The 24,585-nt window shown below is 56.3% G+C and carries 25 protein-coding genes; 21 read left to right on the top strand and 4 right to left on the bottom strand.

The genetic code is table 11. From position 1 onward, the window contains the following. Nucleotides 1-17 precede the first annotated feature (17 nt). From VFX97_06625 to VFX97_06675, 11 genes are all read left to right on the top strand, one after another. On the top strand, nt 18-863 hold the full coding sequence (locus VFX97_06625; GenBank protein HEX5702854.1) for a 3-hydroxybutyryl-CoA dehydrogenase: 846 nt from the start codon (nt 18-20) through the stop codon (nt 861-863). Next, entirely contained in the window at nt 853-1,317 is a 465-nt protein-coding gene (locus tag VFX97_06630) for a hypothetical protein (GenBank protein ID HEX5702855.1), read from the top strand. The genes VFX97_06625 and VFX97_06630 overlap by 11 nt, the downstream gene beginning before the upstream one ends. A gap of 6 nt (nt 1,318-1,323) precedes the next feature. Then, on the top strand, nt 1,324-1,770 hold the full coding sequence (locus VFX97_06635) for a zinc ribbon domain-containing protein (GenBank protein HEX5702856.1): 447 nt from the start codon (nt 1,324-1,326) through the stop codon (nt 1,768-1,770). Between the two features lie 92 nt (nt 1,771-1,862). After that, nucleotides 1,863-2,375 (top strand): DUF177 domain-containing protein, encoded by a 513-nt coding sequence (locus tag VFX97_06640; protein ID HEX5702857.1) that lies wholly within the window; start codon nt 1,863-1,865, stop codon nt 2,373-2,375. A 162-nt stretch (nt 2,376-2,537) separates the two neighbouring features. Further along, on the top strand, nt 2,538-2,723 hold the full coding sequence (rpmF, locus tag VFX97_06645) for a 50S ribosomal protein L32 (GenBank protein ID HEX5702858.1): 186 nt from the start codon (nt 2,538-2,540) through the stop codon (nt 2,721-2,723). Between the two features lie 102 nt (nt 2,724-2,825). Continuing rightward, entirely contained in the window at nt 2,826-3,812 is a 987-nt protein-coding gene (locus VFX97_06650) for a beta-ketoacyl-ACP synthase III (GenBank protein ID HEX5702859.1), read from the top strand. 102 nt (nt 3,813-3,914) lie between these two features. Continuing rightward, entirely contained in the window at nt 3,915-4,844 is a 930-nt protein-coding gene (fabD, locus tag VFX97_06655) for an ACP S-malonyltransferase (protein HEX5702860.1), read from the top strand. 39 nt (nt 4,845-4,883) lie between these two features. Next, nucleotides 4,884-5,129, top strand: coding sequence for an acyl carrier protein (locus VFX97_06660; protein HEX5702861.1), 246 nt, complete (start codon nt 4,884-4,886; stop codon nt 5,127-5,129). 89 nt (nt 5,130-5,218) lie between these two features. Further along, a complete protein-coding gene (gene fabF, locus VFX97_06665; protein ID HEX5702862.1) occupies nt 5,219-6,460 on the top strand; it encodes a beta-ketoacyl-ACP synthase II in 1,242 nt (413 codons plus the stop codon). Nucleotides 6,461-6,653: 193 nt separating this feature from the next. Continuing rightward, nucleotides 6,654-7,427 carry an electron transfer flavoprotein subunit beta/FixA family protein gene (locus VFX97_06670; GenBank protein HEX5702863.1) on the top strand — a complete coding sequence of 258 codons (774 nt, stop codon included), beginning with the start codon at nt 6,654-6,656 and terminating at the stop codon, nt 7,425-7,427. A gap of 86 nt (nt 7,428-7,513) precedes the next feature. Continuing rightward, nucleotides 7,514-8,482 (top strand): electron transfer flavoprotein subunit alpha/FixB family protein, encoded by a 969-nt coding sequence (locus VFX97_06675; protein ID HEX5702864.1) that lies wholly within the window; start codon nt 7,514-7,516, stop codon nt 8,480-8,482. Nucleotides 8,483-8,957: 475 nt separating this feature from the next. Here VFX97_06675 and VFX97_06680 read toward each other — a convergent pair whose 3' ends face one another. After that, nucleotides 8,958-11,804 carry a protein kinase gene (locus VFX97_06680; GenBank protein ID HEX5702865.1) on the bottom strand — a complete coding sequence of 949 codons (2,847 nt, stop codon included), beginning with the start codon at nt 11,802-11,804 and terminating at the stop codon, nt 8,958-8,960. A gap of 72 nt (nt 11,805-11,876) precedes the next feature. Further along, nucleotides 11,877-12,467 (bottom strand): sigma-70 family RNA polymerase sigma factor, encoded by a 591-nt coding sequence (locus VFX97_06685; GenBank protein ID HEX5702866.1) that lies wholly within the window; start codon nt 12,465-12,467, stop codon nt 11,877-11,879. Nucleotides 12,468-12,695: 228 nt separating this feature from the next. On the opposite strand from VFX97_06685, the gene VFX97_06690 reads away from it, so the two are divergent. From VFX97_06690 to VFX97_06700, 3 genes are all read left to right on the top strand, one after another. Further along, a complete protein-coding gene (locus VFX97_06690) occupies nt 12,696-13,892 on the top strand; it encodes a kelch repeat-containing protein (GenBank protein HEX5702867.1) in 1,197 nt (398 codons plus the stop codon). Between the two features lie 294 nt (nt 13,893-14,186). Continuing rightward, nucleotides 14,187-14,618 (top strand): phage holin family protein, encoded by a 432-nt coding sequence (locus VFX97_06695; GenBank protein ID HEX5702868.1) that lies wholly within the window; start codon nt 14,187-14,189, stop codon nt 14,616-14,618. A gap of 30 nt (nt 14,619-14,648) precedes the next feature. Then, nucleotides 14,649-15,152, top strand: coding sequence for a hypothetical protein (locus VFX97_06700; protein HEX5702869.1), 504 nt, complete (start codon nt 14,649-14,651; stop codon nt 15,150-15,152). A gap of 69 nt (nt 15,153-15,221) precedes the next feature. Here the strand turns inward: VFX97_06700 and VFX97_06705 are convergent, their stop codons facing one another. Both VFX97_06705 and VFX97_06710 read right to left on the bottom strand, forming a co-directional pair. Continuing rightward, the gene (locus VFX97_06705; GenBank protein HEX5702870.1) at nt 15,222-15,530 is read right to left on the bottom strand and encodes a hypothetical protein; all 309 of its coding nucleotides are present in this window, start codon (nt 15,528-15,530) and stop codon (nt 15,222-15,224) included. Between the two features lie 87 nt (nt 15,531-15,617). Continuing rightward, nucleotides 15,618-16,508: an SCO family protein gene (locus tag VFX97_06710; GenBank protein ID HEX5702871.1), complete on the bottom strand. Its 891-nt coding sequence runs from the start codon at nt 16,506-16,508 to the stop codon at nt 15,618-15,620. A gap of 97 nt (nt 16,509-16,605) precedes the next feature. On the opposite strand from VFX97_06710, the gene VFX97_06715 reads away from it, so the two are divergent. From VFX97_06715 to VFX97_06745, 7 genes are all read left to right on the top strand, one after another. Continuing rightward, entirely contained in the window at nt 16,606-17,562 is a 957-nt protein-coding gene (locus tag VFX97_06715) for a bifunctional 5,10-methylenetetrahydrofolate dehydrogenase/5,10-methenyltetrahydrofolate cyclohydrolase (protein HEX5702872.1), read from the top strand. Between the two features lie 9 nt (nt 17,563-17,571). Further along, the gene (gene coaE, locus VFX97_06720; protein ID HEX5702873.1) at nt 17,572-18,183 is read left to right on the top strand and encodes a dephospho-CoA kinase; all 612 of its coding nucleotides are present in this window, start codon (nt 17,572-17,574) and stop codon (nt 18,181-18,183) included. Between the two features lie 95 nt (nt 18,184-18,278). Continuing rightward, nucleotides 18,279-20,240, top strand: coding sequence for a peptide ABC transporter substrate-binding protein (locus VFX97_06725; GenBank protein HEX5702874.1), 1,962 nt, complete (start codon nt 18,279-18,281; stop codon nt 20,238-20,240). Between the two features lie 101 nt (nt 20,241-20,341). Next, nucleotides 20,342-21,262 (top strand): ABC transporter permease, encoded by a 921-nt coding sequence (locus VFX97_06730; protein HEX5702875.1) that lies wholly within the window; start codon nt 20,342-20,344, stop codon nt 21,260-21,262. A gap of 48 nt (nt 21,263-21,310) precedes the next feature. Beyond that, nucleotides 21,311-22,372, top strand: a complete 1,062-nt coding sequence (locus VFX97_06735) for an ABC transporter permease (GenBank protein ID HEX5702876.1) — start codon at nt 21,311-21,313, stop codon at nt 22,370-22,372. Between the two features lie 85 nt (nt 22,373-22,457). Next, nucleotides 22,458-23,465, top strand: a complete 1,008-nt coding sequence (locus VFX97_06740; protein ID HEX5702877.1) for an ABC transporter ATP-binding protein — start codon at nt 22,458-22,460, stop codon at nt 23,463-23,465. Further along, complete coding sequence (locus VFX97_06745) at nt 23,465-24,514, top strand: oligopeptide/dipeptide ABC transporter ATP-binding protein (protein ID HEX5702878.1); 1,050 nt, start codon at nt 23,465-23,467, stop codon at nt 24,512-24,514. Before VFX97_06740 ends, VFX97_06745 begins: the two co-directional genes overlap by 1 nt. Nucleotides 24,515-24,585 lie beyond the last annotated feature (71 nt).

The following is a 24,585-nucleotide window of genomic DNA, read 5'->3' on the forward strand; positions in this document are numbered from 1 at the left end:
AAAGCCACTGATTGAATATGAGTAAAACCTTCGGGGTAATCGGTGCGGGCACAATGGGCAATGGCATTGCTCAGGTTGCCGCGCGCGCAGGATTCGATGTTGTCATGCGGGACGTGAGTGAGGAGTTCCTCGCCCGTGGCATGAAAGCTATCGACAAGAACCTGCAACGCGATGTCGACAAAGAGCGGCTCAGCGCAGACGAGAAGGGCGCGGTCTTCGGCCGAATCAAGACTTCGACGGACCTTGACGCGCTTTCAGAGGCATTCATTGTCGTCGAAGCTGTGACCGAAGACCTGGGCGTCAAAACGGAAGTCTTTCGCGCGCTGGATCAAATTACAAAGCCTGACTGCATTCTGGCTTCAAATACGTCGTCCATCTCGATCACGAAGCTCGGCGCGGCAACGAACCGCCCGGATCAAGTTATCGGCATGCACTTTATGAATCCGGTGCCGGTGATGAAGCTTGTTGAAGTCATTCGCGGCGCCGCAACCTCCGATGAAACTTACGAGCGCGTGCGCGAGCTGAGCGAAAAACTTGGCAAGACGCCGCTTGAGTGTCAGGATTATCCCGGCTTCGTTTCAAATCGCATCCTGATGCCGATGATCAACGAGGCCATCTTTGCGTTGCATGAAGGTGTCGCGACGCGCGAGAGTATCGATGGCATCATGAAGCTTGGCATGAACCATCCGATGGGGCCGCTGACGCTGGCGGACTTCATCGGACTTGATGTTTGCCTTGCGATCTTGAACGTGCTACATGAAGGCTTGGGCGATCCGAAATATCGCCCGTGCCCGCTGCTGAAGCGCTATGTTGATGCCGGTTGGTTGGGAAGGAAAACCGGCCGCGGTTTTTATGATTACTAAGTTCTTTTCACGCGTCACCAGGAAGGCCACGCCGAGTTTTCAGTGGGGCATGATCGGTACGTCGTCAGCGCTGATAGTTTTGCTTGTGCTCGGAATCTTTTTAGCGCCAGCGGCGGCGGCGCTCACTCTGATCATCGGTGGAGCGGGCTATGTGCTGGGACAACTTATCGGCATCTTTCTCTCGCCGCACAGAGGAGAGGGCGCGCTATTCCGTGCCGTCGGCAGCTACGTTGTCACCTTCATTTCGGGATACCTTGCGAGCAAGCTTGCCGGAATTGATTTAGTTCAAGTGATCAAAACAAGCTTTGGCAATCCGTTGACTGGCGGTCGCTTGCTTTTGTGTCTCTCGTTCTTTGTGATTGGCTTGCTGCAGGCTTACTTTGTTCGTGTTTATCTCGATCCGACGCGTGCACAGGACGAACTCGTGCAAGAGACTGTACGGTCTGATTCCTGACGCCTTATGAAGAGCCAGGCGATACGTCATTTCTGTCAGAACTGCCGGGCGGCTAATCCGCTGGGCCAGGAATTCTGTCAGCGCTGCGGCACTCGGCTAATGCTTATTGTGCGGCCGCCGTCGATGCGCGTTGATTTTCCCGAGACGACGCCTCACGAAGAGCATTTGCTTGAGCGCCTCACCATTCTGGAGAACACGATGGCGCGGCTTGCGGAGCGTCTGGAGCAAGGCCTGAAGCTGCTCCTGCGACAGTCCGAAACGGCTTACGCGCACCACGCTCTGGTCAAAAGTCTGGTCGAGATCCTTAATGAATGCGGCGTGGTTGATCACGGCCATCTGGAATCCAAGTGGCGCGCGGAATGTGACAAACTCCACGAAGACGAGGAAAAGCCGGCGAAGCCGGTGGCAAAAAAAGCACGGAAAGTTAACCGGAAAGCTGCCGGCCGGCGATGAGCGGGCTTTGACAGCGCGAAGTGCGCCGCTATAATTAACGACTTTGCGCTTGGCTCCCTGACGTGCCTGTGCGAGTCAGGAGCCCTTTCGCGATGCGGCTCGAGCTCGAAAACCTTGGGAAAGACCCCTTATTCGCGCACCGATACGCTCCGGATGAGCTGGCACTGGAGGACGGGGATCTTAGATTGGTTGAGCCCGTGGGCGTTGAAGGGCGCATTCGCCGCACAGGCGGAGAAGTTCAGGTTAGCGGCACGCTGACGACAACGGTCGAGACGCCGTGCGCACGATGTTTGAAGCCCGTTCTCATCCCGATCAAGGCTGAGTTCTTTGAGCGTTTTGTCACGGCCGTGAGCTGGCGGGATGAAGAGCAGCACGAGTTGGCGAGCGAAGATTTGAACCTGTCGGTGTTTGACGGCGAGACGATCGATTTAGACGAACTCGTGCGTGAGGAGATTGAGCTGGCTACACCCGTTCGGGTGTTTTGTCGAGAGGATTGCAAGGGGCTTTGTCCGGTTTGCGGTGTCGATTGGAATTTGAAGCCCTGTGAGTGCGGAACGCAGGAAATCGATTCGCGCTGGGCGAAGTTGAAAGATTTGCGATTCTAGAAAGACGTACTTTGATCTTGGTGCTTTGTACTTTGATGTGGTTTCGGACCTTGAGTTAGACACCAAAGTACAAAGCTCAAAGTACACAGTACTGAAATCAAGAATTTCAGATTCAAAATTCGAGATTCAAGAGGCTTTAAGATTTAAGAGGTTGGAGTAATTATGCCAAATCCAAAACGTCGCCATTCAAAATCACGCCGCGGCAAACGCCGGGCGCACGACGCGCTGCGCATTCCGCAAACGGTTGTTTGTCCAAACTGCCAGGAGCCGCGGATGCAGCATCGCGTGTGTCCGAAGTGCGGCTTCTACAAAGGCCGCGAAGTGATACACATAGATCAGGCTGCTTAATTAAACTCTCTGCTGTTTAGACGCCGCCCTGGTGCGGCGCTGGGCGGGACAAGTCCTGTCGCTAAACGGTCTTCAAGGCGCGCAGTCCTAACAAACTAACTAATGTCGAACGTTCGCGCAGGAATTCTCGGCACCGGTCACTCGTATCCGTCGGGGATTCTGACCAACGCTGACCTCGAGAAGATTGTTGACACCACGGACGAGTGGATTACCACTCGCACCGGTATCAAGCAACGGCGGAAAGCTGCGCCCGGCGAATTCACGTCGCAGTTCGCCGCGCGCGCGTCACAGGAAGCAATTGAGCGCGCCGGAATCGATCCCGCTGACATTGATTTGATTTTGTGCGCGACCGTGACGCCGGATCAGATCCTGCCTTCGACGGCGTGCCTGATTCAGGCACAACTTGGGGCGAGCAAAGCCGCGGCGATGGACATTGTGGCCGCCTGCTCAGGCTTTGTTTACGGTCTGACCATCGCGGAACCGATGATTCGCAGCGGCCAGATTAAGTACGCGCTGGTTATCGGCGCCGAACTTCTGACGCGTTACGTGGATTACACCGACCGTGGGACCTGCGTTCTGTTCGGCGATGGCGCAGGAGCCGCGATTCTCGGTCCCGTGGAAGGTGACCGCGGGATTCTGGCGTCAAAAATTCGCTCCGACGGCCGGTACGAGGAACAACTCTACGCGCCGGGTGGAGGAACGAAAGGCGGCTTCAGCGCTGAGACAATCGCGCGTGGCGACCACTTCTTCAAGATGAAGGGCAACGAAGTTTTTAAGATCGCCGTGCGGTCAATGTCCGACATCTCGAAACAAGTACTTTGCGAAGCCGGATTGACGACCGAAGACGTGAGTCTTTTCATCCCGCATCAGGCGAATCAGCGAATCACTGAGGCGGTGGCTAACATGCTCAAGGTCGATCCCGCGCTCGTGTATTCGAACATCTCGCAACACGGCAACACTTCGTCGGCTTCTATTCCCATTTGCTTAGACGAGTGCGTGCAAGCCGGTCGCATCAAGAAAGACGACATCGTGTTGTTGGCTTCATTTGGGGGCGGCTTCACGTGGGGCGGCGTGGTAATGAGGTGGTAGCATAGAGGTAAAACGTAAATGGTAAATCGTGAATAGACGGCGCGGCCTGCGGGTTTCTCTATTTACGATTCACGATTTACGATTCACGATTTACGATTCACCATGATTGCTTACATGTTTCCCGGCCAGGGGTCGCAAAGTCCGGGCATGGGAAAAGATTTGGCCGACAAGTTCCCAGCGGCCAGACGGGTCTTTGAAGAAGCGGATGAAGCACTCGGTTTCGCGCTGTCGGATTTGTGTTTCAACGGGCCGGCTGAACCGCTGCAGCTAACCGAGAATACGCAACCGGCGATCCTGACAACTTCCGTGGCCGCGCTCAGGGCAATGGAGAGTGAAAACTTTCCGAAGCCAGATTTCGTGGCCGGCCATAGCCTCGGCGAGTACTCAGCACTGGTAGCCGCCGGCGCGTTGTCTTTGACCGACGCTGTGCGCACGGTCCGCAAACGTGGCCAGTACATGCAGGCAGCCGTGCCCGTGGGAACCGGCGCCATGGCCGCGATCCTCGGCGCCGATGTTGAGACGGTCGCGGCGGCTTGTGTGGAAGCCGCGCAAGGTGAGGTTTGCAGCGCCGCCAACATTAATTCGCCGAATCAGATCGTGATCGCGGGCGGGGCCGCGGCAATCGATCGCGCGATCGAAATCGTGAAGGCGCGCGGCGCCAAGCGAGCGGTAAAACTCAACGTGAGCGCTCCTTTTCATTGCGCGATGATGATGCCGGCGCAGGAACGTTTGGCCTTGGATCTGAACGAACTCGACTTTAAAGATTTAGCGACGCCGGTCGTCACGAACGTTGATGCGCGGCCGATAAACAAAGGCGCAGAGGCCCGCGACGCGCTGATTCGCCAGGTGTCGCAACCGGTCCGGTGGCTGGAGTCAGTTGAATTTTTGGCGACGCACGGTGTACAAACTTTGATTGAAATCGGACCTGGAAAAGTTTTGAGCGGACTATTGCGGCAAATTAACCGCGAACTCCGCGGTTTGAACGTTGAGGACGAGAATAGCCTGCGCGCCGCACGTGAGGCGCTTGCGTAAAGGCCCCACAGCTTTTAAAAATTTCAGAGGAGCAAAAGAATGCCCGATCCAGAGATTGAAGCTAAAGTAAAACAGATCATCGTTGACGAACTCGGTGTGGACGAAAACGAAGTCACGCCGAACGCGCGATTCATTGACGATCTCGGCGCAGACTCGCTGGACACCGTCGAGCTGGTGATGCGTTTTGAAGAAGAGTTCGGCATCGAGATTCCCGACGAAGATGCCGAAAAGATTCAAAGCGTGCGTGACGCCTACAACTACATCGATCAGCACAAGGCAAAGTGACGGCTGGGGTGCGCACGCCTCCGGCGTGCTGACCCAATGCAAGCACGCCAGAGGCGTGCGCACTGTCGGTCACAAAAGGAGCTTTGATCTTGAATCGTCGCGTTGTTGTCACCGGGCTTGGATTGGTTACGCCGGTCGGAAATTCAGTCGAGACCACCTGGGCCGCGCTGGTTGAGGGCCGCAGTGGCGCGGACTATATCAAAAAGTTCGACACCGAAAAGTTTCCCGTTCGGTTCGCCTGCGAAGTCAAAGACTTCGATCCGCTGAACTACATCGAAAAGAAGGAGGCGCGCAAAATGGGCGCCTTCATTCATTACGCCGTCGCGGCTTCCCAGGAAGCGGTGAACGACAGCGGACTGCAGATTACTGACGAGATCGCCGAGAACGTCGGCACCTACATCAGTAGCGGCATCGGCGACTTCTGGGCCATCGAACGCGAGCACGAGAAGCTTCTGAAGGGCGGTCCGAGCCGCGTCTCGCCCTTCTTCATTCCGTCGGCGATCGTTAACCTGGCTTCCGGACAGGTTTCGATTCGGCACAACGCGAAGGGGCCTAACTCAGCTACGGCGACGGCATGTTCCGCCGGGGCGCACGCGATCGGGGACAGCTTTAAGATCATTCAACGCGGCGATGCCGATGCGATGATTTGTGGCGGCGCCGAATCCGCGATTACGCCGATGAGCGTCGCTGGATTCGCGGCCTTGCGCGCGCTTTCGACGCGCAACGATGATCCGACGCACGCTTCACGGCCGTTTGATTTAGAGCGCGATGGATTCGTGATCGGTGAAGGCGCCGGCATCATGATTCTGGAAGAGTTCGAATTCGCGCGTCGCCGCGGCGCCAAAATCTACGCAGAGGTGGTGGGCTATGGGATGACGGGCGATGCATTCCATATCACCATGCCGGACCAGAGTGGTTCAGGCGCGGTTCGGGTAATGCAGAAGACGCTCTCCGATGCCGGTGCTAAACCGGAAGAGGTGGGTTACATCAATGCGCACGGAACCTCGACGCCTTACAACGACAAGTTTGAAACGATGGCGATCAAGAAAACGTTTGGAGACCACACGGCAAAGCTCGCCATCAGCTCGACCAAATCGATGACCGGTCATTTGCTCGGCGCGGCCGGCGGGGTCGAAGGCGTGTTCTCGGTGCTCTCGATTTACCACAACATTCTGTTGCCGACTATCAACTATCAAACGCCTGATCCTGATTGTGATCTCGATTACGTCCCGAACACGGCACGCGAGGTTAAGTTGAACTACGCCTTGTCGAACAGTTTCGGATTTGGCGGTACGAACGCGGCGTTGTTGTTTAAGAGATACGAGGAGTAGGAAAGAAGGTCTTGCTCTTTGGTCTTGGGACTTTGGTCTTTGGTCTTTAGTGACAGTTGAATAGGACGTCAAAGTGCAAAGTTCAAAGCACAAAGTACAGACCCAAGACCTAAGACCTAAGACCTAAGACCTAAGACCTAAGACCTAAGACCTAAGACCTAAGACCAAAGCCCCTAAGACCGGTTTTTAAATAATGAAGATTCTTGTCCTCATGAAGCAGGTCGCGAATAAAGACGCGATCCTGCGCATCAACAAAGACTCGACCTGGATCGAGGAGGCGGACCTGTCGTTCGAAGTGAACGAATCAGACGGCTACGCCCTCGAAGAATCTTTGCGCATCAAGGAGAAGGCCGGCGGCGAAGTCGTGGTCGTGTCGATGGGTCCGCAGCGCGCGAAGAGCGTTATCAAAGACGCGCTGGCCCGCGGCGCCGATCGCGCGATTCACGTCGTGGGCGACAACGTAGGGCATCTTTCACCGTTTGCGGCCGCGTCCGTCCTGGCGGAGGCGATTCGCGAAGAGAACGCCGATCTCATCATGACCGGGTTGCAGTCCGATGATTACGGCTACGCGCAGACCGGGGTGATTCTGGCAGAGGTCATGGGCCTGCCGCACGCGACCATCGTCATCGAGTTGGACGCGACGGGCGAGCAGCTGCGCGTGAAGCGCGAACTCGAAAGCGGTTGGTACCAGTGGTACACAATGCCGACGCCCGCGCTCCTGACGATTCAATCCGGCATTAGTCAGATTCGCTACGCCACGCTGAAGGGCATCATGGCGGCGAAGAAGAAAGAGATTAAGGAAGTGACGCCGTCAGCTGAGGTCGTCGGCAAGCCTTCGCATCAGCGCATTGAGAAGATCTATCTGCCGCAGAAGTCGAAGCAGACACAATTCCTCGGCAATGGCGACGCGAAGAAGGGCGCCGTTGAATTGGCTGAGAAGCTGCGGACTGAAGCGCGGGTCATCTGAGGTGGCACAGACTTGAGTCTGTGATTTCTGCCTGGGCCACGCTAATGTCAGTTGAAACCACAGACTGAAGTCTGTGCCACACAAAAATGAGCATTCTCGTAGTCATCGAACACAAAGCGGGCGCGCTGAATAAAACGTCGCTTGAGGCGATTGCGGCGGGGCAAAAACTCGCCGGCGACACGAGCCAGAAAGTTTCGGCCGTCGTGCTGGGCTCAGCTGCGCTGGCGAGCGAGATTGCCGGCTACGAAGTCGAAAAAGTGATTTCGGTTGAGAACGACAAGCTCGCCGACTACACGCCCGATGCCTACGCGGCCGCGCTCGAGCACGTTGTGCGAACGACAAACCCTGAATACGTAATCATGTCGCACACGTATCAGGCGCGCGATTTTGCTCCGAAGGTCGCGGCGCGATTTCAGAAGGGTCTGATCGGCGACTGTATTCGCATGAACGTCGAAGGCGACAAGCGCGTCTTCACCCGGCGAATATTTCTCGGCAAGTTGGACGCCGATGTTGTCTCGGATGGCGAACCTCCGAACTTTGTCACGTTCCAATCCGGCGCGTTTCGCGGCGATCAAGCAGTGAAGGGAAGTGGCGCTCAGGTCGAATCGATGTCAGTGGAAATCGGCGAAGTCCGGATGAAACCCGAAGCGCCTTTCCAGGAAGCGAAACAGGCGGTCGATCTGAGCAAAGCAGACGTGATTGTGGCCGTGGGTCGCGGAATCAAGAGCAAAGACAATCTCGCGCTTGCGGAAAAGTTAGCCGAAGCGCTCGGTGGCGATCTCGCGGCGTCGCGGCCGATTTGCGACGCGGAATGGCTGCCCATCGATCGCCAGATCGGATCTTCCGGCCAGACGGTCGCGCCGAAGCTTTACGTCGCGATTGGCATCTCAGGCGCAATTCAACACCTGGTCGGCATGAAGAACTCGCAGACCATCGTCGCCATCAACAAAGATCCGGAAGCTCCGATCTTCGACATCGCTGACTACGGCATCGTCGGCGATCTCTTTGAAGCCTTGCCGGTGCTCACCGAAGAGATCAAGAAGCTGAAGGGCTAAACCTCTCAGAAGTATCTCGAGCGGCTTTGCCCAAAAAAGGCGGGGTGAGTGAACAAACTCGTCGAGCTGCGTAGCAGCGGTCTTAGCTAAGCCCAAAGCGAGGCTTTGTGAGCCTTGGGAAACCGAGGCCGTTATGATTACCGGAGCCCGCGAAGCGGGCGACATCTCAGTCCAAGTTCAGAGTTCTGAGTCTCGCGTCACAACCAACGTCAGTGCCTCGGTGAGTGGTCCATTCTGAAGAGAACTTCCGATAGCCCAACTCAAGGTCGCCGCTCCACGGCTCCTACAGATTTATTAACCATCGTAACCCAAGGCTGGCAGAGCCTCACCTTGGGCTTAAATACATCCACTGCTTCGCAGCTTCGTTGAATATTGTCAGCTGGATCTAACGTGATCAGCGAACCGTCAAGCGCATTTAGCGTCACCGAAGACTTTTTGGGGCAAAGCCATCTCGAGCAGTAAACAAATCCGGTTGTTACCGACAACTTGCCCGTGGCTTGCACTGGCCATCACCGCCCGCTTCGAAAATCATGCGAATCTCGCCCGCCGATAGCGCGCGATTGAAGAGTTCAACCTCATCGATCAGACCGTTGAATTTTCCCGTCCCCTGATCATCTGCGCGACCGCCGATATTAAACGGCACATTATCACCGTCAATATTTCCCGTCTTAGCCGCCTGGCCCATCAAAGTTCCATTGACGTAGATTCTGATTTGTTCTCCGTCGTAAGTCAGGGCTATATGTGTCCATTGATCTATCGGCGGAACATAGAATTTCGTGTTCGATGGAAAATCGGAAAATGCGTGAACGGGCACTTCCTGGCCAGCTGATTTGAACCGCGCGCTCACACCCCGAGAGAACAACAGCAAGTACGGGTTCTTGCCGTATTCGGTCTTACCAAAATAAATCCCGATGGCGTTCACTCTTGGTTTAATCCAGCCGTCCATCGTCATTTGCGTATTCACCAGACTTACTGCGGCCGGGTTTCCGACAGTCACAAAAGATGAGCCGTCCAGGCTGAAAGCCTGATCCACTTTGCCTTGCTCAAATTTCACACTTCCAAACAGCGAGCCTGAATTGAATCCGGCCAGGTCGCTCGTGTCGCCATCCCCTGGCCACCAACCCACGAGCCCCGGCGGCGTGGACGCACACTCCGAACCGGGACAAACAGCGGTGTAAGCATCAAGAGCGGCCACCGGTTCTCCCTGAGCATCGCCACCGCCGACTAGATAAATGATTCCATCTATGGCGACCGGTTGGAGCAGAGAGCGAGGAGCCGGTATCGGCGCCTTGGGAAGCCACTGGTCCGACGCCGGATCGTAAGCTTCGACGACAGTGGACGAGCCAATTCTCGTGACTCCGCCGATGGCGTAGAGTTGGCCGTGGATGGCCGCCAACCCTATGCTGCTCCGCGGGATCCCCAACGCCGCTTTCAGCGACCACTTATCGGTGGCGGGATCGTACATGGCCAATCGTTGCGGGTTAACGAGCTCCTCACCGGAGGTAAGAACGCCGCCGACTACATAAAACTTTCCATCGAGGCCTGCGCCGCCCGGAGAAGTATGAGCAGTCGGAAGAGGTGCTTTCGTAGTGTCCCACTTGTCAGTTATCGGGTCGTAAATTTCGAGCTTGTCGTATCCCGAACACGGTGGGCATGGGCCTCTCCCGCCCGCGACATAAAGCTTTCCCGCAATCACTGCCGAAGCCATTAAGCTTCTGGCTGTCGGCATCGGCGACTTGACGGACCAACTGTTTGACGTCGGATCGTAGACCTCAAGCACGTTGGTCGTACCAATCCGGCAATCCGAGTTGTGTGTGCATCCGCCAAAAACATAAAGCTTGCCGTTGATCCCAGCCGCGCCCGCCGCCGTGCGAGCAGTCGGGATAGGCGCCCGCGAAGTCCACTTTCCGGTTGCCGGATCATATTCGTCGAGTTCGTTGATGGCGCCCGATCGGTCATTGCCACTCGCCACGTACAAATTGCCATTCAGTGTCGCCACGGCAGCACCCGCGCGCGGCCGGTCAAGCGGAGTCTTTACACTCCAAGTTCCCGGTGAGATCGCTTTTTCGGGCCAGGTGGTATAAACCAGCGCGACAATTCCGATGGCCAGCGCTAGCGAGACGAACGCGACCACCAGCTTGTGAGACTTCAAAGCCGCTGAGACTGTCGCCCACCAACGAGCTGTTCCGGCACGCGCATCATGAAACAGGCGTCGGGGCCGCGACGCGACGCCGGGAAACCCGCCAGACTCTAGTTGGAGCTGGCTCTTCAGAGCAGTCAGCTCGGACAAGAGTTCCTGCGCGTCGCGATAACGCGCATCCGGATTCTTGGCAAGTGCCTTGCGGATTATCCTTACCAGGGGTTCAGCGGCACCATCGAGCGCTAACCAGGGCGGCTCGCCTGTTACGACGGACTTCACAGTTTCAATGACTGTCTTGCCATGAAAGGGCGCATGGCCGGCAACCATTTCAAACAGAACGACGCCCATGCTGAAGATGTCGCTGCGAGGGTCAACCGGGAATCCCTGGGCTTGCTCAGGGGACATGTATCTGACCGTGCCCATCACCAGCGCGGACGAAGTGTTTACATCCGCGTGCGCCTCAGTTGCCGGCGTAGCTTCCACGTACTCCTTTAGCTTTGCTAATCCGAAATCCAGAACCTTTACATAGCCATCTCGGCGCAGCATGATGTTCTCAGGCTTGATATCTCGATGAACCATCCCCGCCTCGTGGGCGGCGGTCATGGCGCTGGCTAACTGAACGGCAATATCCAGGATTTGCAGCGGAGCGAGGCGCTCGCGGTTCATTCGTTCACGCAGGGTTTCGCCATCTACAAACTCAGTGGCAATGAACTGTAGGTCCTCAACCTGCCGCAGTTCATGTATCGTCAAAATGTTCGGATGATTGAGCGCCGAGACGGCGAATGCTTCCTGTTGAAAGCGCCTTAATCGTTCTGGATGATTCGTGTAATCGGCGGGCAGCAACTTCAAAGCGACTCGACGATTTAGAACTTCGTCCTGGGCGAGGTAAACCTCTCCCATGCCGCCTCGGCCGATTAAGCACACGATTTCGTAGTTGCCGAGTTTCTGGCCATCGTCGAGTCTGGGAAACTCAACCGCAAGGAAGGGAGCCGCCTGCGCGAGCACTTCTTGATCGATAAAATTCGATGCTCCGGCGTCCGAAACCAGGAGCGAGTCCACTTCTTCGCGCAGCGAGCGATTGCCTTTGCAAGCCTCGTTAAGAAAGGCGTCCCGATCCTTAGGATTCAGCTCTACCGCGTGTTGGAATAACCGGTCGATTTCCTGCCACTGTTGCGGTGTCATTGGGATCAAAGACGTTCCCGAGAGTCTTACTTGTCTTCTTTTGAATAAAGCGCACTATCAAGTTGAAAGGTATCAAGCCTGAACATCAAACACAGATTCGCTGCCGCTGAGTTCGCGTTGCAGCCAGGCCCGTGCTGAGCGCCACTCCCGTTTGATTGTGATGGGCGACAGCTTCAGCACGTCCGCTACTTCTTCGACGGTTAGGCCCCCGAAAAACCGCAACTCAACGATGCGGCTTTTGCGTTCATCGATCTCTGCGAGTTTCACCAGGGCCTCGTCGAGCGCGACAAATTCCGCGGCTCTTTCCCGGCTCATGGCTTCCATGTCGTCAAGGGTGACAAGTCGAGCGCCCGCGCCTCGTTTCGACGCCTGATGCCGGCGGGCATGATCGATCAGGATGCGGCGCATCACCTGGGCGGCCACGGCAAAAAAGTGTGCGCGGTCATGCCACGCCACGTCGCGCTGATTCACCAGGCGCAAATACGCCTCATTGATAAGGGCCGAAGTTTGAAGTGTGTGCGCCGGATTTTCCTGACGCATGTGACGCCGTGCTAAACGGCGCAGTTCGGGATAGATGAGCGTAACTAAGTCTTCAAAAGCCGTCGGACTTCCATTGCTCCAGCTAACGAGAAGTTCTGTGATCTCCCGCGGGTTCGCAGCCATGAAACTGAGTGGAGAATAGCTCGGTGATCCTCACCTGGTACGAATCAACGACGCGAAATTTTTCGCGCGGATGATACCACCCGCCAGAATTCTGCGCTATTGGCAATGACCGGGATTTTTCTTTAGCCGCGGCGTTCACGCGCGAGCATGAATCGACCCAAGCCCGGCCGGAATCTGCCTGCGTGACGAGGCTCACCAGGCTTTCAACCTTCCAACAAGGAGAGAATCATGAAACACGACCGACGAATTTCCTTTTTTCACAAAACGCTCTTGGTTGTTGTCCTGATGAACGTTCTGGCCGCCACAGCGTCGGCCCAAACCTGGTCCACAAAATCGTCGATGCCCGGCACCCGTTACGCTTTTGCGTCATGTGTCGCAGACGGCAAGCTTTACGCCTTTGGCGGCTATGACGGTGGGCACATTGACACCGTCGTTGCCTACGATCCCGGGACCAACTCCTGGTCTGCTAAGTCGCCGATGCCCGTTCAGCGCACGGACGCGGACGCTGTCGAATCCGGCGGCAAGATTTATGTAATGGGAGGTCAGATCGGAGGCGCTCTGACTACCCGCGTGGACGTTTACGACCCGGTGACCGATTCGTGGGGTACGCCGGTGACACCGATGCCCACCATGCGCACGGCTTTCGGCCTTGCCTCGATCGATGGAATCATTTACGCGGTCGGCGGCACTAATGGTGGCGACCTCTCCACCGTCGAAGCTTACGATCCCATTTCTGACTCGTGGGAAACCAAAGCCTCGATGCCAACTGCTCATTCCCATGTTGGTGTCGGAGTAATTAGCGGCGTTTTGTATGCGGCCGGTAGCGCGAACGGCAATGTTTCGTTTGAGGCTTATGACCCGGCCACCGATACCTGGAGTGTGAAGCCCTCGATGCCGAGCACTCGCTTCATCCCGGGTGTGGGTGCACTGGGCGGTCTGCTATATGTGATCGGGGGTGCGACATCCGAAACGCTGGACACGGTCGATGTGTATGACCCGGCGACGAACTCGTGGAGCCCAGGACCGGCCATGCCCACCGATCGGTATGCGTTCGGGGTTGGCGTGATGGGTGGCGTGCTGTACGCGTTTGGGGGCGCAACTTTCACCGGCGGCTTCACGACGCTTTCGACTGTTGAAGCTCTCTCAAGTGAACAAGAAGCCACGCCTGGTGAACTGACATCTGATCTCATCAATCTAGTGCGAAGCTTCACGCTCCAGCGCGGTGTCTCAAACAGTTTTGAGAGCAAACTGCAAAAGGTAATCGTGGCGCTCGATTCGCCGAACGGAACCGCCGAGGCATGCGACCAGCTCAAAGCGTTTACTAACCATGCTAGAGCGCAATCCGGTAAGCATCTTACGGTGGCGCAAGCGGACCAGTTGATAGCCGCCGCGTCGCAGATTAGAACTTTGCTGGGCTGCGACTGATTTACCGGGGGAGAGTCGCGTAAGTTGGAAAGGCTGCTTTAACTCCCACAACAGCTTTTTCCTCTCCGCGGTGTGTAGTCTTCTCGTACGAGCATCACGTTGATCTGTCCCCAATCTATCTCCTTCGGTGGAAGTGTCCGCTTTGCGTGACTTTGCGTCTTTGCGCCTTTGCGTGAACCAACCGGTTGTCGAGAGGGCAATTTCTCGCAAAGCCGCAAAGTCGCAAAGGATCGCAAAGGCACACAACCGACTACACGTCTTTGGCCTGCCATTTGTTTGTCTGCACTGAATAACATGGCCGAACGACAAACAACCGCAGCGCTTGAGCAGCAGCAGGACCTGCCCTCGCTTCTGGAACGCCTGGCAAGTGACGTCACAACGCTCTTCGATACGAAGCTGACATTACTGAAGATTGAAATTAAGGAAGACGTCAACGCATACGTGCGTGCGAGTGTCGCAATTCTCGCCGGCGGGATAGTGGCCGCCGTCGGCTTCGCTTTAGTGAATGTGGCATTGGCCTTTGCGATTTCAACGCTCTTCGCGGATCTGGATATTAGCCAACCGGGGAAATACGCGTTGGGCTTTGTCATTGCCGGCGTTCTTTACCTGGCGATTGGGTCGATCGTAATTGTGATCATGAAGAACCGTCTGGGGCGGGGCATCGTCCCGGAAAGAACGATTGATGAACTTGGGCGCGACAAAGAGTGGATCCAAAAGGAACTTTAAGACTGGTAAACGGAATGTAACGGAGGTTAGATGGCGGAATCAGCTTCACAGCCAAGCAAGCAACAACTTCAAAAGCAGATGGAAAAAACGCGGCAGTCCGTTTCTGAGACTGTCGGAGAAATCAAAGAGACAGTTAATGAACAAATCGCGGTCGCCAAGCAGACCGTTACGGGCGTCCTGAATTATCGGGAAGAGTTTCAGAAGGAGCCGCTGGTCTGGAGTCTCGGCGCTTTGTCCGCCGGGTTCGCGCTCGGCTACACCATGGGCTACGCGCACAGAGAGACAAAAGGCGCGCGCAAGAAATCTGAAGTGGCCGCCTTCGCGAACAGCATGGTTGAAGAACTTTCAGTGGTGGGAAACAGCCTGGTGATGCCTGCGCTAAATGCTCGAATCAAGGAGTTGTTCGGCTTCGACTTTGGTGACGCACTCGAGTCGATTGGAAAGGTAAACAAGAGCAAGCCGAAACGCCAGAAGGCCAGGAAAACGATTGGCAGGCCAAAGCGCAAAGCCTTGCCTGCCAAATCGCGTAAGTGATGAGATTGGGTCTGCACGCCTCTGGCGTGCAGCATGCCGCCGGTATGCGTTACCGGGGGGCGCCGAAAACTATCTCTTCTTTCTGGTTCCGCCCTTGCCAGTGCCGCCAGCCTTGCCAGAACCGCCAGTGCCTGCAGCCTTTTGCACTTCTTCGACTGCGCCTTCAAGCGCACCTGCCACAGCACCTAACGCCGCACCTTGAGCGACACGTTTGGCTACTTTCTTGACCGACTTCAGCGCCGCGCGCGGTTGTGTTGCTACCTTCTTCACGGTCTTCTTCAGAGCGGCCGTCTGTGCGGCTTTGTGAGGATCACCGTGCGCTGAACCCTTCGCTTTGCCCTTACTCGCTTTTCCCGCCTTCTTTTTTTTCGTCGCCATCTTTACGCATTCCCTTCCGATTTAGTCATAGTGCAACAAATCTGTACACAGGATCGTGTCTCAAGATGATGAAGCAATATGCGAGCCTTAGTTGGCGGTTTGCACGAGAGACTTCAAATCAGCGGCGATGTCGGCGGGTTTCCACTCGTTGCCGCGATAGAGTTTAACCAGCTTTCCCTGAGGATCGATCACGGCCGTGCGCAACGAGTGGACAAGCTCGTCCTTGCCCGTAGCAGGGTCTTTGAACGAGCGCACGCCAAAATATTCGGCGATGGCTTTGACCTGTTCAGCGGTGCCCGTGGCGAACTCCCAGTGCTTGAACACTTCGTCTGAGTAGCGGCCTGAGTGCGAGGCGCCGTAGCTGCGCATCACTCTCGGCGTGTCGTACTCAGGATCGAAGGTAATCGACAACAGGTGCGTCTTCGCGAAAACGTCCGGCTTCTGTTGCAGCTCCTTCTCCACCGCCGCGAAGTGGGTGCTCATCAAAGTGCACTGGTCCGGTTGCGGGCAGCGCGTGTAGATAAATGTCAGCGCAAGCGCCTTCCCTTTGTACTGTGAGAGGCGAATGGGTTTGCCGTCCTGGTTCACGAGCGCGAAATCCGCAATCTCGTCACCCGGTTTAGGTTCGCCGGGCACAACACTGGTTGGCGTCAACTCGGCGCCACCTTGAGTTATCGCCATTATTTCAATCCACGACGACGTGTCAGTCACGACCAGGTCCCCGGTGACTCGATCGCCCGGGTTCATTCGGTCGAGGTCTGAATCGTTCTTCACCTTGAACTCCATCGTCATTTTTTCCATGTAGCCGGGAATCTCATCGTGATTGATGGTCGCGGTCTTTTCAGTCTTATTGATGGCGATGACTTTGCCGGTGAGGGGATAACGTTTCTCGTTTTCCGATTTCGCACCGCCACACTGGCTGGCGACAAACACGAACAGGATTAAGCCGGTTTGCAGAACTCTTTTTTCGATTGTCATGATGAAAGGTACGCGTAGCTTAACGGTTGCCGGCGCACGTCTCAACTGTGCGTAGGCGTAAGTCGACCGAAATAAGTTCTATGTTACGATGACCGCGATGATGGCCTTAGACAAGCAGCGCGCGCAAATTCTCGACGGTCGACCAGCGGCCGACGCGATAAAGCGCGAAGTCGCCGAAGAAGTTCGCGAGCTGAAGGGAACGCGCGGCGTCACGCCGTGCCTGGCGGCGGTTTTGGTTGGCGACGACCCGGCGTCCGCGGTTTATGTGCGCAATAAAGTGCGCGCCTGTGAAGAGGTCGGCATCGCGTCAAAGCACGTTGCGCTGGACCCTGCCACGTCGAGCGAAGCGCTGTTGTCTGTCGTGCGGGAATTGAATGCGGACAACGAAGTTGATGGAATACTGGTTCAACTGCCGCTGCCCAAACAGATCGACGACGCGATAATCATTGAGGCCATCGATCCGTTGAAGGACGTCGATGCTTTTCATCCAACAAACGTCGGTCTGCTTGCCATGGGCCGGCCGCGTTTTGTGCCCTGCACACCCGCCGGCATCATCGAACTGCTCGACCGAAACAATATTGAGATCGCCGGCGCCAACGCCGTCGTCGTGGGTCGCAGCCAGATCGTGGGCCGCCCCGTCGCCAGTTTGCTCCTGCAACGTCACGCAACCGTGACGGTTTGCCATTCTCAAACGCGAGATTTGCCGTTCGTTACGCGCCAGGCAGACATTCTAATCGCAGCCATTGGACGGCCTGCATTCATTCGGGGCGATTTCATCAAGGCAGGCGCGATTGTGATCGATGTGGGCGTCAACAAGATTAGCGAAGCGGGCCAGGCGCATGAACTCTTCGGCGACGAAGCAGAGAAGAGAATTGACGCTATCAAGACGCGTGGCTACACACTTGTCGGTGATGTTCATCCCGCAGAGGCGGATGCTGTCGCCGGACAGCGGACGCCGGTGCCGGGCGGTGTTGGCCTGCTTACCGTCGCGATGTTGATGCGAAACACGCTACAAGCGGCAAAGTGGAGAAGAGGACTGAGTGCTCAGGACTGAGGACTGAGAATGCTCAAAGTCGGACTCACCGGATCGATTGCTGTGGGTAAATCGTTCGTATTAAGCGTACTGCGCGACCTGGGCGCGCGGACGATTGATGCTGACGCGGTGGCGCGGGAAGTCGTCGAGCCGGGGACGGCGGGCCTGACAGCCGTTGTCGAAGAATTTGGCGCTGACATTCTGAAACCCGATGGCTCGCTGAATCGCGCGGCACTTGGCTCGATAGTTTTCGCTGATGAGGAAAAGCGTCAGAAGCTTAACTCGATTCTTCATCCATTCATTATCGCGCTTCAGGATTACGTCATGCGGCTTTGGGAGCAGAAAACTCCCGAAGCGATCGCCGTTGTAGATGCAGCCCTAATGATCGAATCCGGCGGGTACAAACGATTCGATAAACTCATCGTTGTCCATTGCCAGCCGCAAGTCCAACTTGAGCGGTTGATGAAGCGGGATAACATTTCGCGCGAAGAAGCCGAGAGACGCATCAACGCACAGATGCCGCAGGAAGAGAAGAAGAAACACGCGGATTATCTGATTGACACGTCCGCAGGGTTCGAAAGCGCGCGGCAGCAAACCACAGCGGTGTGGCAAGAACTTCGTGGCACAGACTTCAGTCTGTGAATTCCCGCGAATCGCAATCACAGGCTGAAGTCTGTGCCACTGTTCAGAAAAAGCATTGCTCCACCGCGCATCGGCGTGTTACTTTGGGCCCGACGATGACTCGCCTTTCATCGCGTGACAGATTCCTTGGTTTCCTCCTCACGCTGAACGTCGTTTTCGCTGGCTGCTCTGCGTCGGCGAGCAACTCCACTTTCTTCGGAAAGACCGATCCACCGCGCGAAAACGTACTGCGTTACGTCTCGGGCTCAGAACCGGAAACCCTCGATCCGCAGATTCCTTCGCAGCAAAATGAAGCGCGCATCGCCCTCGCTCTTTTCGAAGGGCTGACTGAGTACGATCCGAAAACCACGGCGCCGATTCCGGCACTGGCTGAACGCTGGGACGTAAACAAAGACTGGTCGGAAGTCACATTTCACCTGCGTCGCAATGGCCGCTTCTCGAATGGCGATCCGATCACGGCGCATGACTTTGTTTACTCGATTCGTCGTGGCCTTAAGCCGAGCACGGGTTCCCGCTCTGCTTCGCTTTCTTTTCCGATCAAGTACGCGCAGGCGTTCAATGGGAGTGGATTCTTCGTTTTCGATCCGGCTGCGAAAACGTTTTTGCTTGAAAGAGACTTTACAGAAAACTCGCCCGAGCCGCCGCTAAGCGAACAAGACGTCACGTCAGTTTCCGACGAATATCCGCCAAACGCCGAAAACAGGACTCCGGCTTCTGATACAGCTTTTCATCGTGCGATGCACGCACCGGTCAGGCTGGTTCTTCCCGGCCCCGAAAAAGCGCGCAAGGCTGCGATGGAATCCAATCCCAAACTGAAGACCGCCGTCGAAGGCAAACAGCTTGTCCCGGTGACCGCTGACGACGTGGGTATCGAAGCAGTCGATGACTACACGTTGCGCATGATCCTGATGAAGCCGGCGCCGTATTTCATCAGCATGATGCCGCATCAGTTCTTCCGCGCAGTTCACCGCAAAACGATCGAGAAATTTGGCGACACGTGGACTGACCCCGCGCACATCGTGACGAGCGGGGCGTTCAAGCTCGAGAGTTGGAACCACTACGACCGCATCGTTGTCGTTCGCGATCCGATGAACTGGGACGCACAGTCAGTGAAGCTCGACCGGATTGTTTTCTACCTGCTCGCCGACAATACGACGATGATGAGCCTCTACAAAGCGGGCGATCTCGATGCTCTCTACAATCACACGGTGCCGTCCGCCTGGTTAAGCGTCATCAACCCGATGAAGGATTTCATGGACGCGCCCGAAGCGGCGATTGATTTTTACAATTTCAATACGAAGAGCGGCCCGACCAAGGACCTGCGTGTGCGCAAGGCGCTCAACATGGCAATCGACAAGAAGGCATTTGCTGGTTGGCGCCAACTGCAACCGCTGACGGCGATTATTCCAACGGGAATCTTCCCCGGCTATCCGCATCCAAAGGGCGATCCATACGATCCTGAGAAAGCTAAAAAGCTTTTGGCCGAAGCCGGCTACAAAGACGCTGCCGGAAATTTCGATCCGCTGAAATTCCAGGCCAGCGAAATCGAAATGATCGTCAACACGGACGGCAACAACATCCCTTATGCGGAATTCCTTCAGGGTCTTTGGAAGCAGAGTCTGGGCGCGACCATTCCACTTCGGGTGATGGAGAACAAGACGTATTTCCGGGCGCAGGCGGGGCTCGATTACAAAGGAGTGTCGCGGACGGGCTGGGGCGCCGATTACATGGACCCGTTTACGTTTCTGGGTATCTGGTACACGCCGACCGGCGCGAATGCGACCGGATGGTGGGACCCGAAATTCGCCGAGCTGCTGGATGAAGCGAATCGCACGATCGATCCGCAGCGACGGTATCAGATTCTGGCGCAGGCCGAACAACTGATGCTAGACGCGCAACCGGTGATGCCGCTGACTGTGCCCACGACGCGTTGGATGAAGAAGCCTTACGTGAAGGGTCTGTATCCCAACGCGGCCACACTGCATTCGTGGAAGTACGTGTATGTTGAGCGCGATTCCGCCAAGTGGGATTACGGATTGCCGAATATGACTAATTAGGTTTTTGGTGCTTTGTACTTAGTACTTTGTGCTTTGATGTGTTGCTCAGTTTGCGTTAGACGTCAAAGTACAAAGCACAAAGTACCAAGATCCTCTTCAAAATGCTTCGCTTCATCATTCGCCGCATCATCGTTATCGTCCCGATGCTTTTCATCGTCGTCACGTTGACGTGGGTGCTGGTGCGTATGGCGCCTGGAAACTTCTACAGCGGCGAGAAGAAACTGGCGCCCGCAATCGAAAACAACCTCCGCGACAAATATGGGCTCGACAAGCCCTGGCACGTCCAATACCGGCGCGTGCTCTGGAACATTGCGCGCTTCGATTTCGGCACGTCGCTCAAGTATGAAGGCCAAACTGTTAACCAAATTCTCTGGCGCGCCCTCCCCGTTTCGGCAGCGTTGGGAATAAGCGCCTATGCCCTGGCTCTCCTGGTGGGCATCACTCTCGGAACGTTCGCGGCGCTGCGACAGAATTCGTTCATTGACTACGCGAGCATGGCCATCGCGATGCTGGGCATTTCAATTCCGAACTTTGTACTTGGGCCGCTTTTGGTTCTCCTGTTTTCGCTTACGCTGTTTTGGTTTCCGGCCGCGTTGTGGGACGGGTTTCCCAGCCGAAGTATCGTGCTGCCGGCGCTCACGCTGTCGGCGATTTACATTGCTTACATTGCACGGCTGACGCGTTCGGGAATGCTGGAGGTTTTGCGCTCTGACTATATCCGCACTGCGCGCGCGAAAGGTTTGAGCGAGCGACAGGTGGTAACACGACATGCATTGCGCGGGGGATTGCTGCCGGTCGTTTCTTTTTCCGGACCGGCGCTGGCGTTTCTGGTGACCGGCACAGTTGTCGTCGAGAAAATCTTTGCGCTGCCGGGCCTCGGCAACTACTTCATAAATGCGTGCCTGAATCGAGACGAGCCCTTAATCATCGGCATCGTGGCTTTCATCGCGGTTACGGTTTTGGTTTTCAATCTGCTCGTGGACATTTCATATACATTGATTGATCCGCGCATCAGGTATTGATTTTCAGACTTGAGACCTCAGAGCTGAGATCTCAGCTGGACGGCAAGTATGAACGACTTTCCCCCAGACAAGCCGCATCACCCGAAAGATGACGAGGCTCTTGAAGTTCCGGAACGCATGCCGGATCCGCCGGTACTGCAGATCGGGCCGGAGATGGCTGTCGCTGAGGATGTGCATGACGTCGTCACCGGCGAACTCGTCGCGGGTTCGTCTCTGTGGCGGGACGCGTGGCGACGGCTTCTCCGGAATAAGCTCTCCGTCTTTGGCATCGTCATAGTGCTGCTGGTTACCGTGGCGTCGCTAGTTGGTCCTTCGATCCTTAAGGCCACGACCGGGTACGCCTACGACTACATTCCTAAAGACAATCTCCTGAACAAATCGTTGCCGCCGTTGCGCGGGCCTGATGGAAGTTTTTCGTGGGCGCATCCGATGGGTACCGACAATGCCGGGCGCGACATTCTCGCGCGAGTTTTGTCGGGCGGACAGATTTCCCTCATGGTCGCGCTGATTGCGACACTGGTTTCGCTGGTGATTGGGGTCAGTTATGGCGCATTGGCCGGTTACCTGGGTGGCCGGGTCGATGATTTGATGATGCGCATTGTCGATGTCCTCTATTCGCTGCCTTACGTAATCATCGTCATCGTTTTGCTGGCGTTGCTGCCCGCAAAGACTCCCACAGGTCAGCTAGCGCAACTGTTCTTTGCACTAGGGGCCGTGTCCTGGTTGACGATGGCCCGGATTGTCCGGGGCCAGGTGCTGTCGCTAAAGAATCAGGATTTCGTTTTGGCGGCGCGCGCGACCGGAGTCTCGACGCCAAAGATAGTCTTTCGCCATCTTATTCCGAACGTGCTTGGGCCGGTGATCGTGTACGCGACGCTCACGGTGCCCTCGGTAATGCTTAGCGAAGCGTTCCTGTCATTTCTTGGGCTCGGGGTGCGGCCGCCGCGAGTTTCGTGGGGCAGCCTGGCCGCCGAAGGCGCACAGCATTTATCGGTCTATCCGTGGCAGTTGATCTTCCCGGGAGCCACGATGGCGTTGATGCTGTTCAGTTTGAATTTTCTTGGAGATGGTTTGCGCGACGCGCTCGATCCGCAAACCAGAAAAGAATGAGCAGTGTGCTGTGGGCAGTAAGCAGTAAGCAGTAAGCAGCGAGGTCAGTACCACCTGCGGTAGTCGGTGGGTCGTAAACTCGACAATGGCGGAACCAAAAACCAACGGAAGTCTACTGAAGGTAAAAGACCTTCGCACCTACTTTCACACCGAAGACGGCACCGTGAAAGCCGTGGACGGCGTTAGCTTTGAAGTAAAACGCGGCGACACGCTCGGTATCGTCGGCGAATCTGGTTCCGGCAAGACCGTGGCGAACCTTTCCATCATGCGTCTGATACCCGATCCGCCCGGGCGAATTGCCGGCGGGGCGGTCGAATTCAATGGCCGCGATGTCTTGAAATTGTCGCCGCGTGAGTTGCGCGATCTTCGGGGTTGTCACATCGCGATGATTTTCCAGGATCCGATGACGTCTTTGAATCCGTTCATGCGCGTGTCAAAACAGTTGATGGAAGTAACGCAGCTTCACCTCAGGCACACCAAAGAACAGGCGCGGCGTCACGCGATCGAGATGCTCGAGCACGTTGGTATTCCCGATGCCGCCGAAAGAATCGACAGCTATCCGCATGAATTCTCGGGCGGCATGCGCCAGCGCGTGATGATCGCAATGGCGCTGTCTTGCAAGCCGCAGCTGCTAATCGCTGACGAGCCGACCACCGCCCTCGATGTAACGATCCAGGCGCAAATTCTCGAACTCATTAGGAAACTAAAAAGCGAGACCGGCGCGAGCGTAATTTTGATCACCCATGACCTGGGCGTCATCGCCGGCATGACCGATCACGTGGTAGTGATGTACGCGGGAAAGGTTTTTGAGCAGGCGCCCACCGGCGAACTGTTCGAGCGTCCGGGCAATCCCTACACGCGCGGCCTGTTGCGTTCCGTTCCTGATCCGACTTCAGAACAGGGAAAGCTCTATCAAATTCCGGGGCAGCCGCCGGACCTGGCGCACTTGCCGTCCGGGTGTCCTTTCGCGCCGCGCTGTGAACGCGCGGAAGAAATCTGTGAGCGTGAATTTCCGCCGTTCGTCCAGCTCACAAGTGATCACCACTCGCTCTGCCATTTCGCGAACGAGGTCTACGCCGAATCGAATCGCTGATGCAGCCATTGATCTCAATTCAGGATCTCCAGGTGCACTTTCCGGTGCGGAAGTCGCTCTTCAGTCTCACGCGCCAGGTCGTCAAGGCGGTCGATGGAGTATCGCTCGACATCTTCGAAGGCGAGACCCTCGGGTTAGTCGGCGAGTCCGGCTGCGGCAAGACAACGCTGGGCCGCGCAATTCTGCGGCTCGTCGAACCGACATCGGGTCAGGTCCTGTTCCGCGGCAACGACCTGGCGCAACTGTCGAACCGCGCGATGCGCGACGAGCGACGCCATCTGCAAATCGTTTTTCAGGATCCGTACGCTTCTTTGAATCCGCGCATGACGGTCGATCAGATTATCAGCGAACCGATTCGCACGTTTGGACTTGCCGAGGGCGAAGCGAGAAAGCGCCGTGTCCAGGAATTGATGGTGCAGGTCGGCCTCAGCCCGCGCTTTCTGCGCCGTTATCCGCACGAGTTTTCCGGCGGCCAGAGGCAACGAATCGGCATCGCGCGCGCGCTCGCTGTCGATCCGAGCTTCATAGTCGCGGACGAGCCAATCTCGGCGCTCGACGTTTCAATCCAATCGCAAATCATGAATCTGCTCGAGCGGCTGCGGCGCGAAAAGAATCTTACTTACCTTTTCATCTCGCACGACCTGCGCGCGGTGCAGCACGTTTCGGATCGAGTGGCGGTGATGTATCTCGGGAAAATCGTCGAACTCGCGCCCGCCAAAGAGATCTACGCGCGGCCGCTGATGCCCTACACGAAGGCACTCATTTCGGCGGTCCCCGTTCCCGATCCAAAAATCGAATCGTCCCGCAAGCGAATCGTGCTCGAGGGCGACGTCCCTTCGCCAATCAATCCTCCGAGCGGCTGCCGCTTTCGCACCCGCTGTCCGTACGCCATCGATGTCTGTGCGGATGTCGAACCACAGCTAGTGCAAATTAAGCCGAATCACTTGGCCGCCTGCCTTCGCATCAGTCCTGACCACCCCGATATCGAGCGGGTTGCTCCGGGATCTGCGCCGGGTTTAGGCCAACACCTCGCCGTCTCGACCGCGTGAAAAACGGGGCCAATTCGTCGTTTTACCTTACCGTGAGTTGAAATCAGTTGAAGCGGGTGACACTGACTCTG

Source organism: Pyrinomonadaceae bacterium, from assembly GCA_036277115.1.
Lineage (GTDB): Bacteria > Acidobacteriota > Blastocatellia > Pyrinomonadales > Pyrinomonadaceae > UBA11740.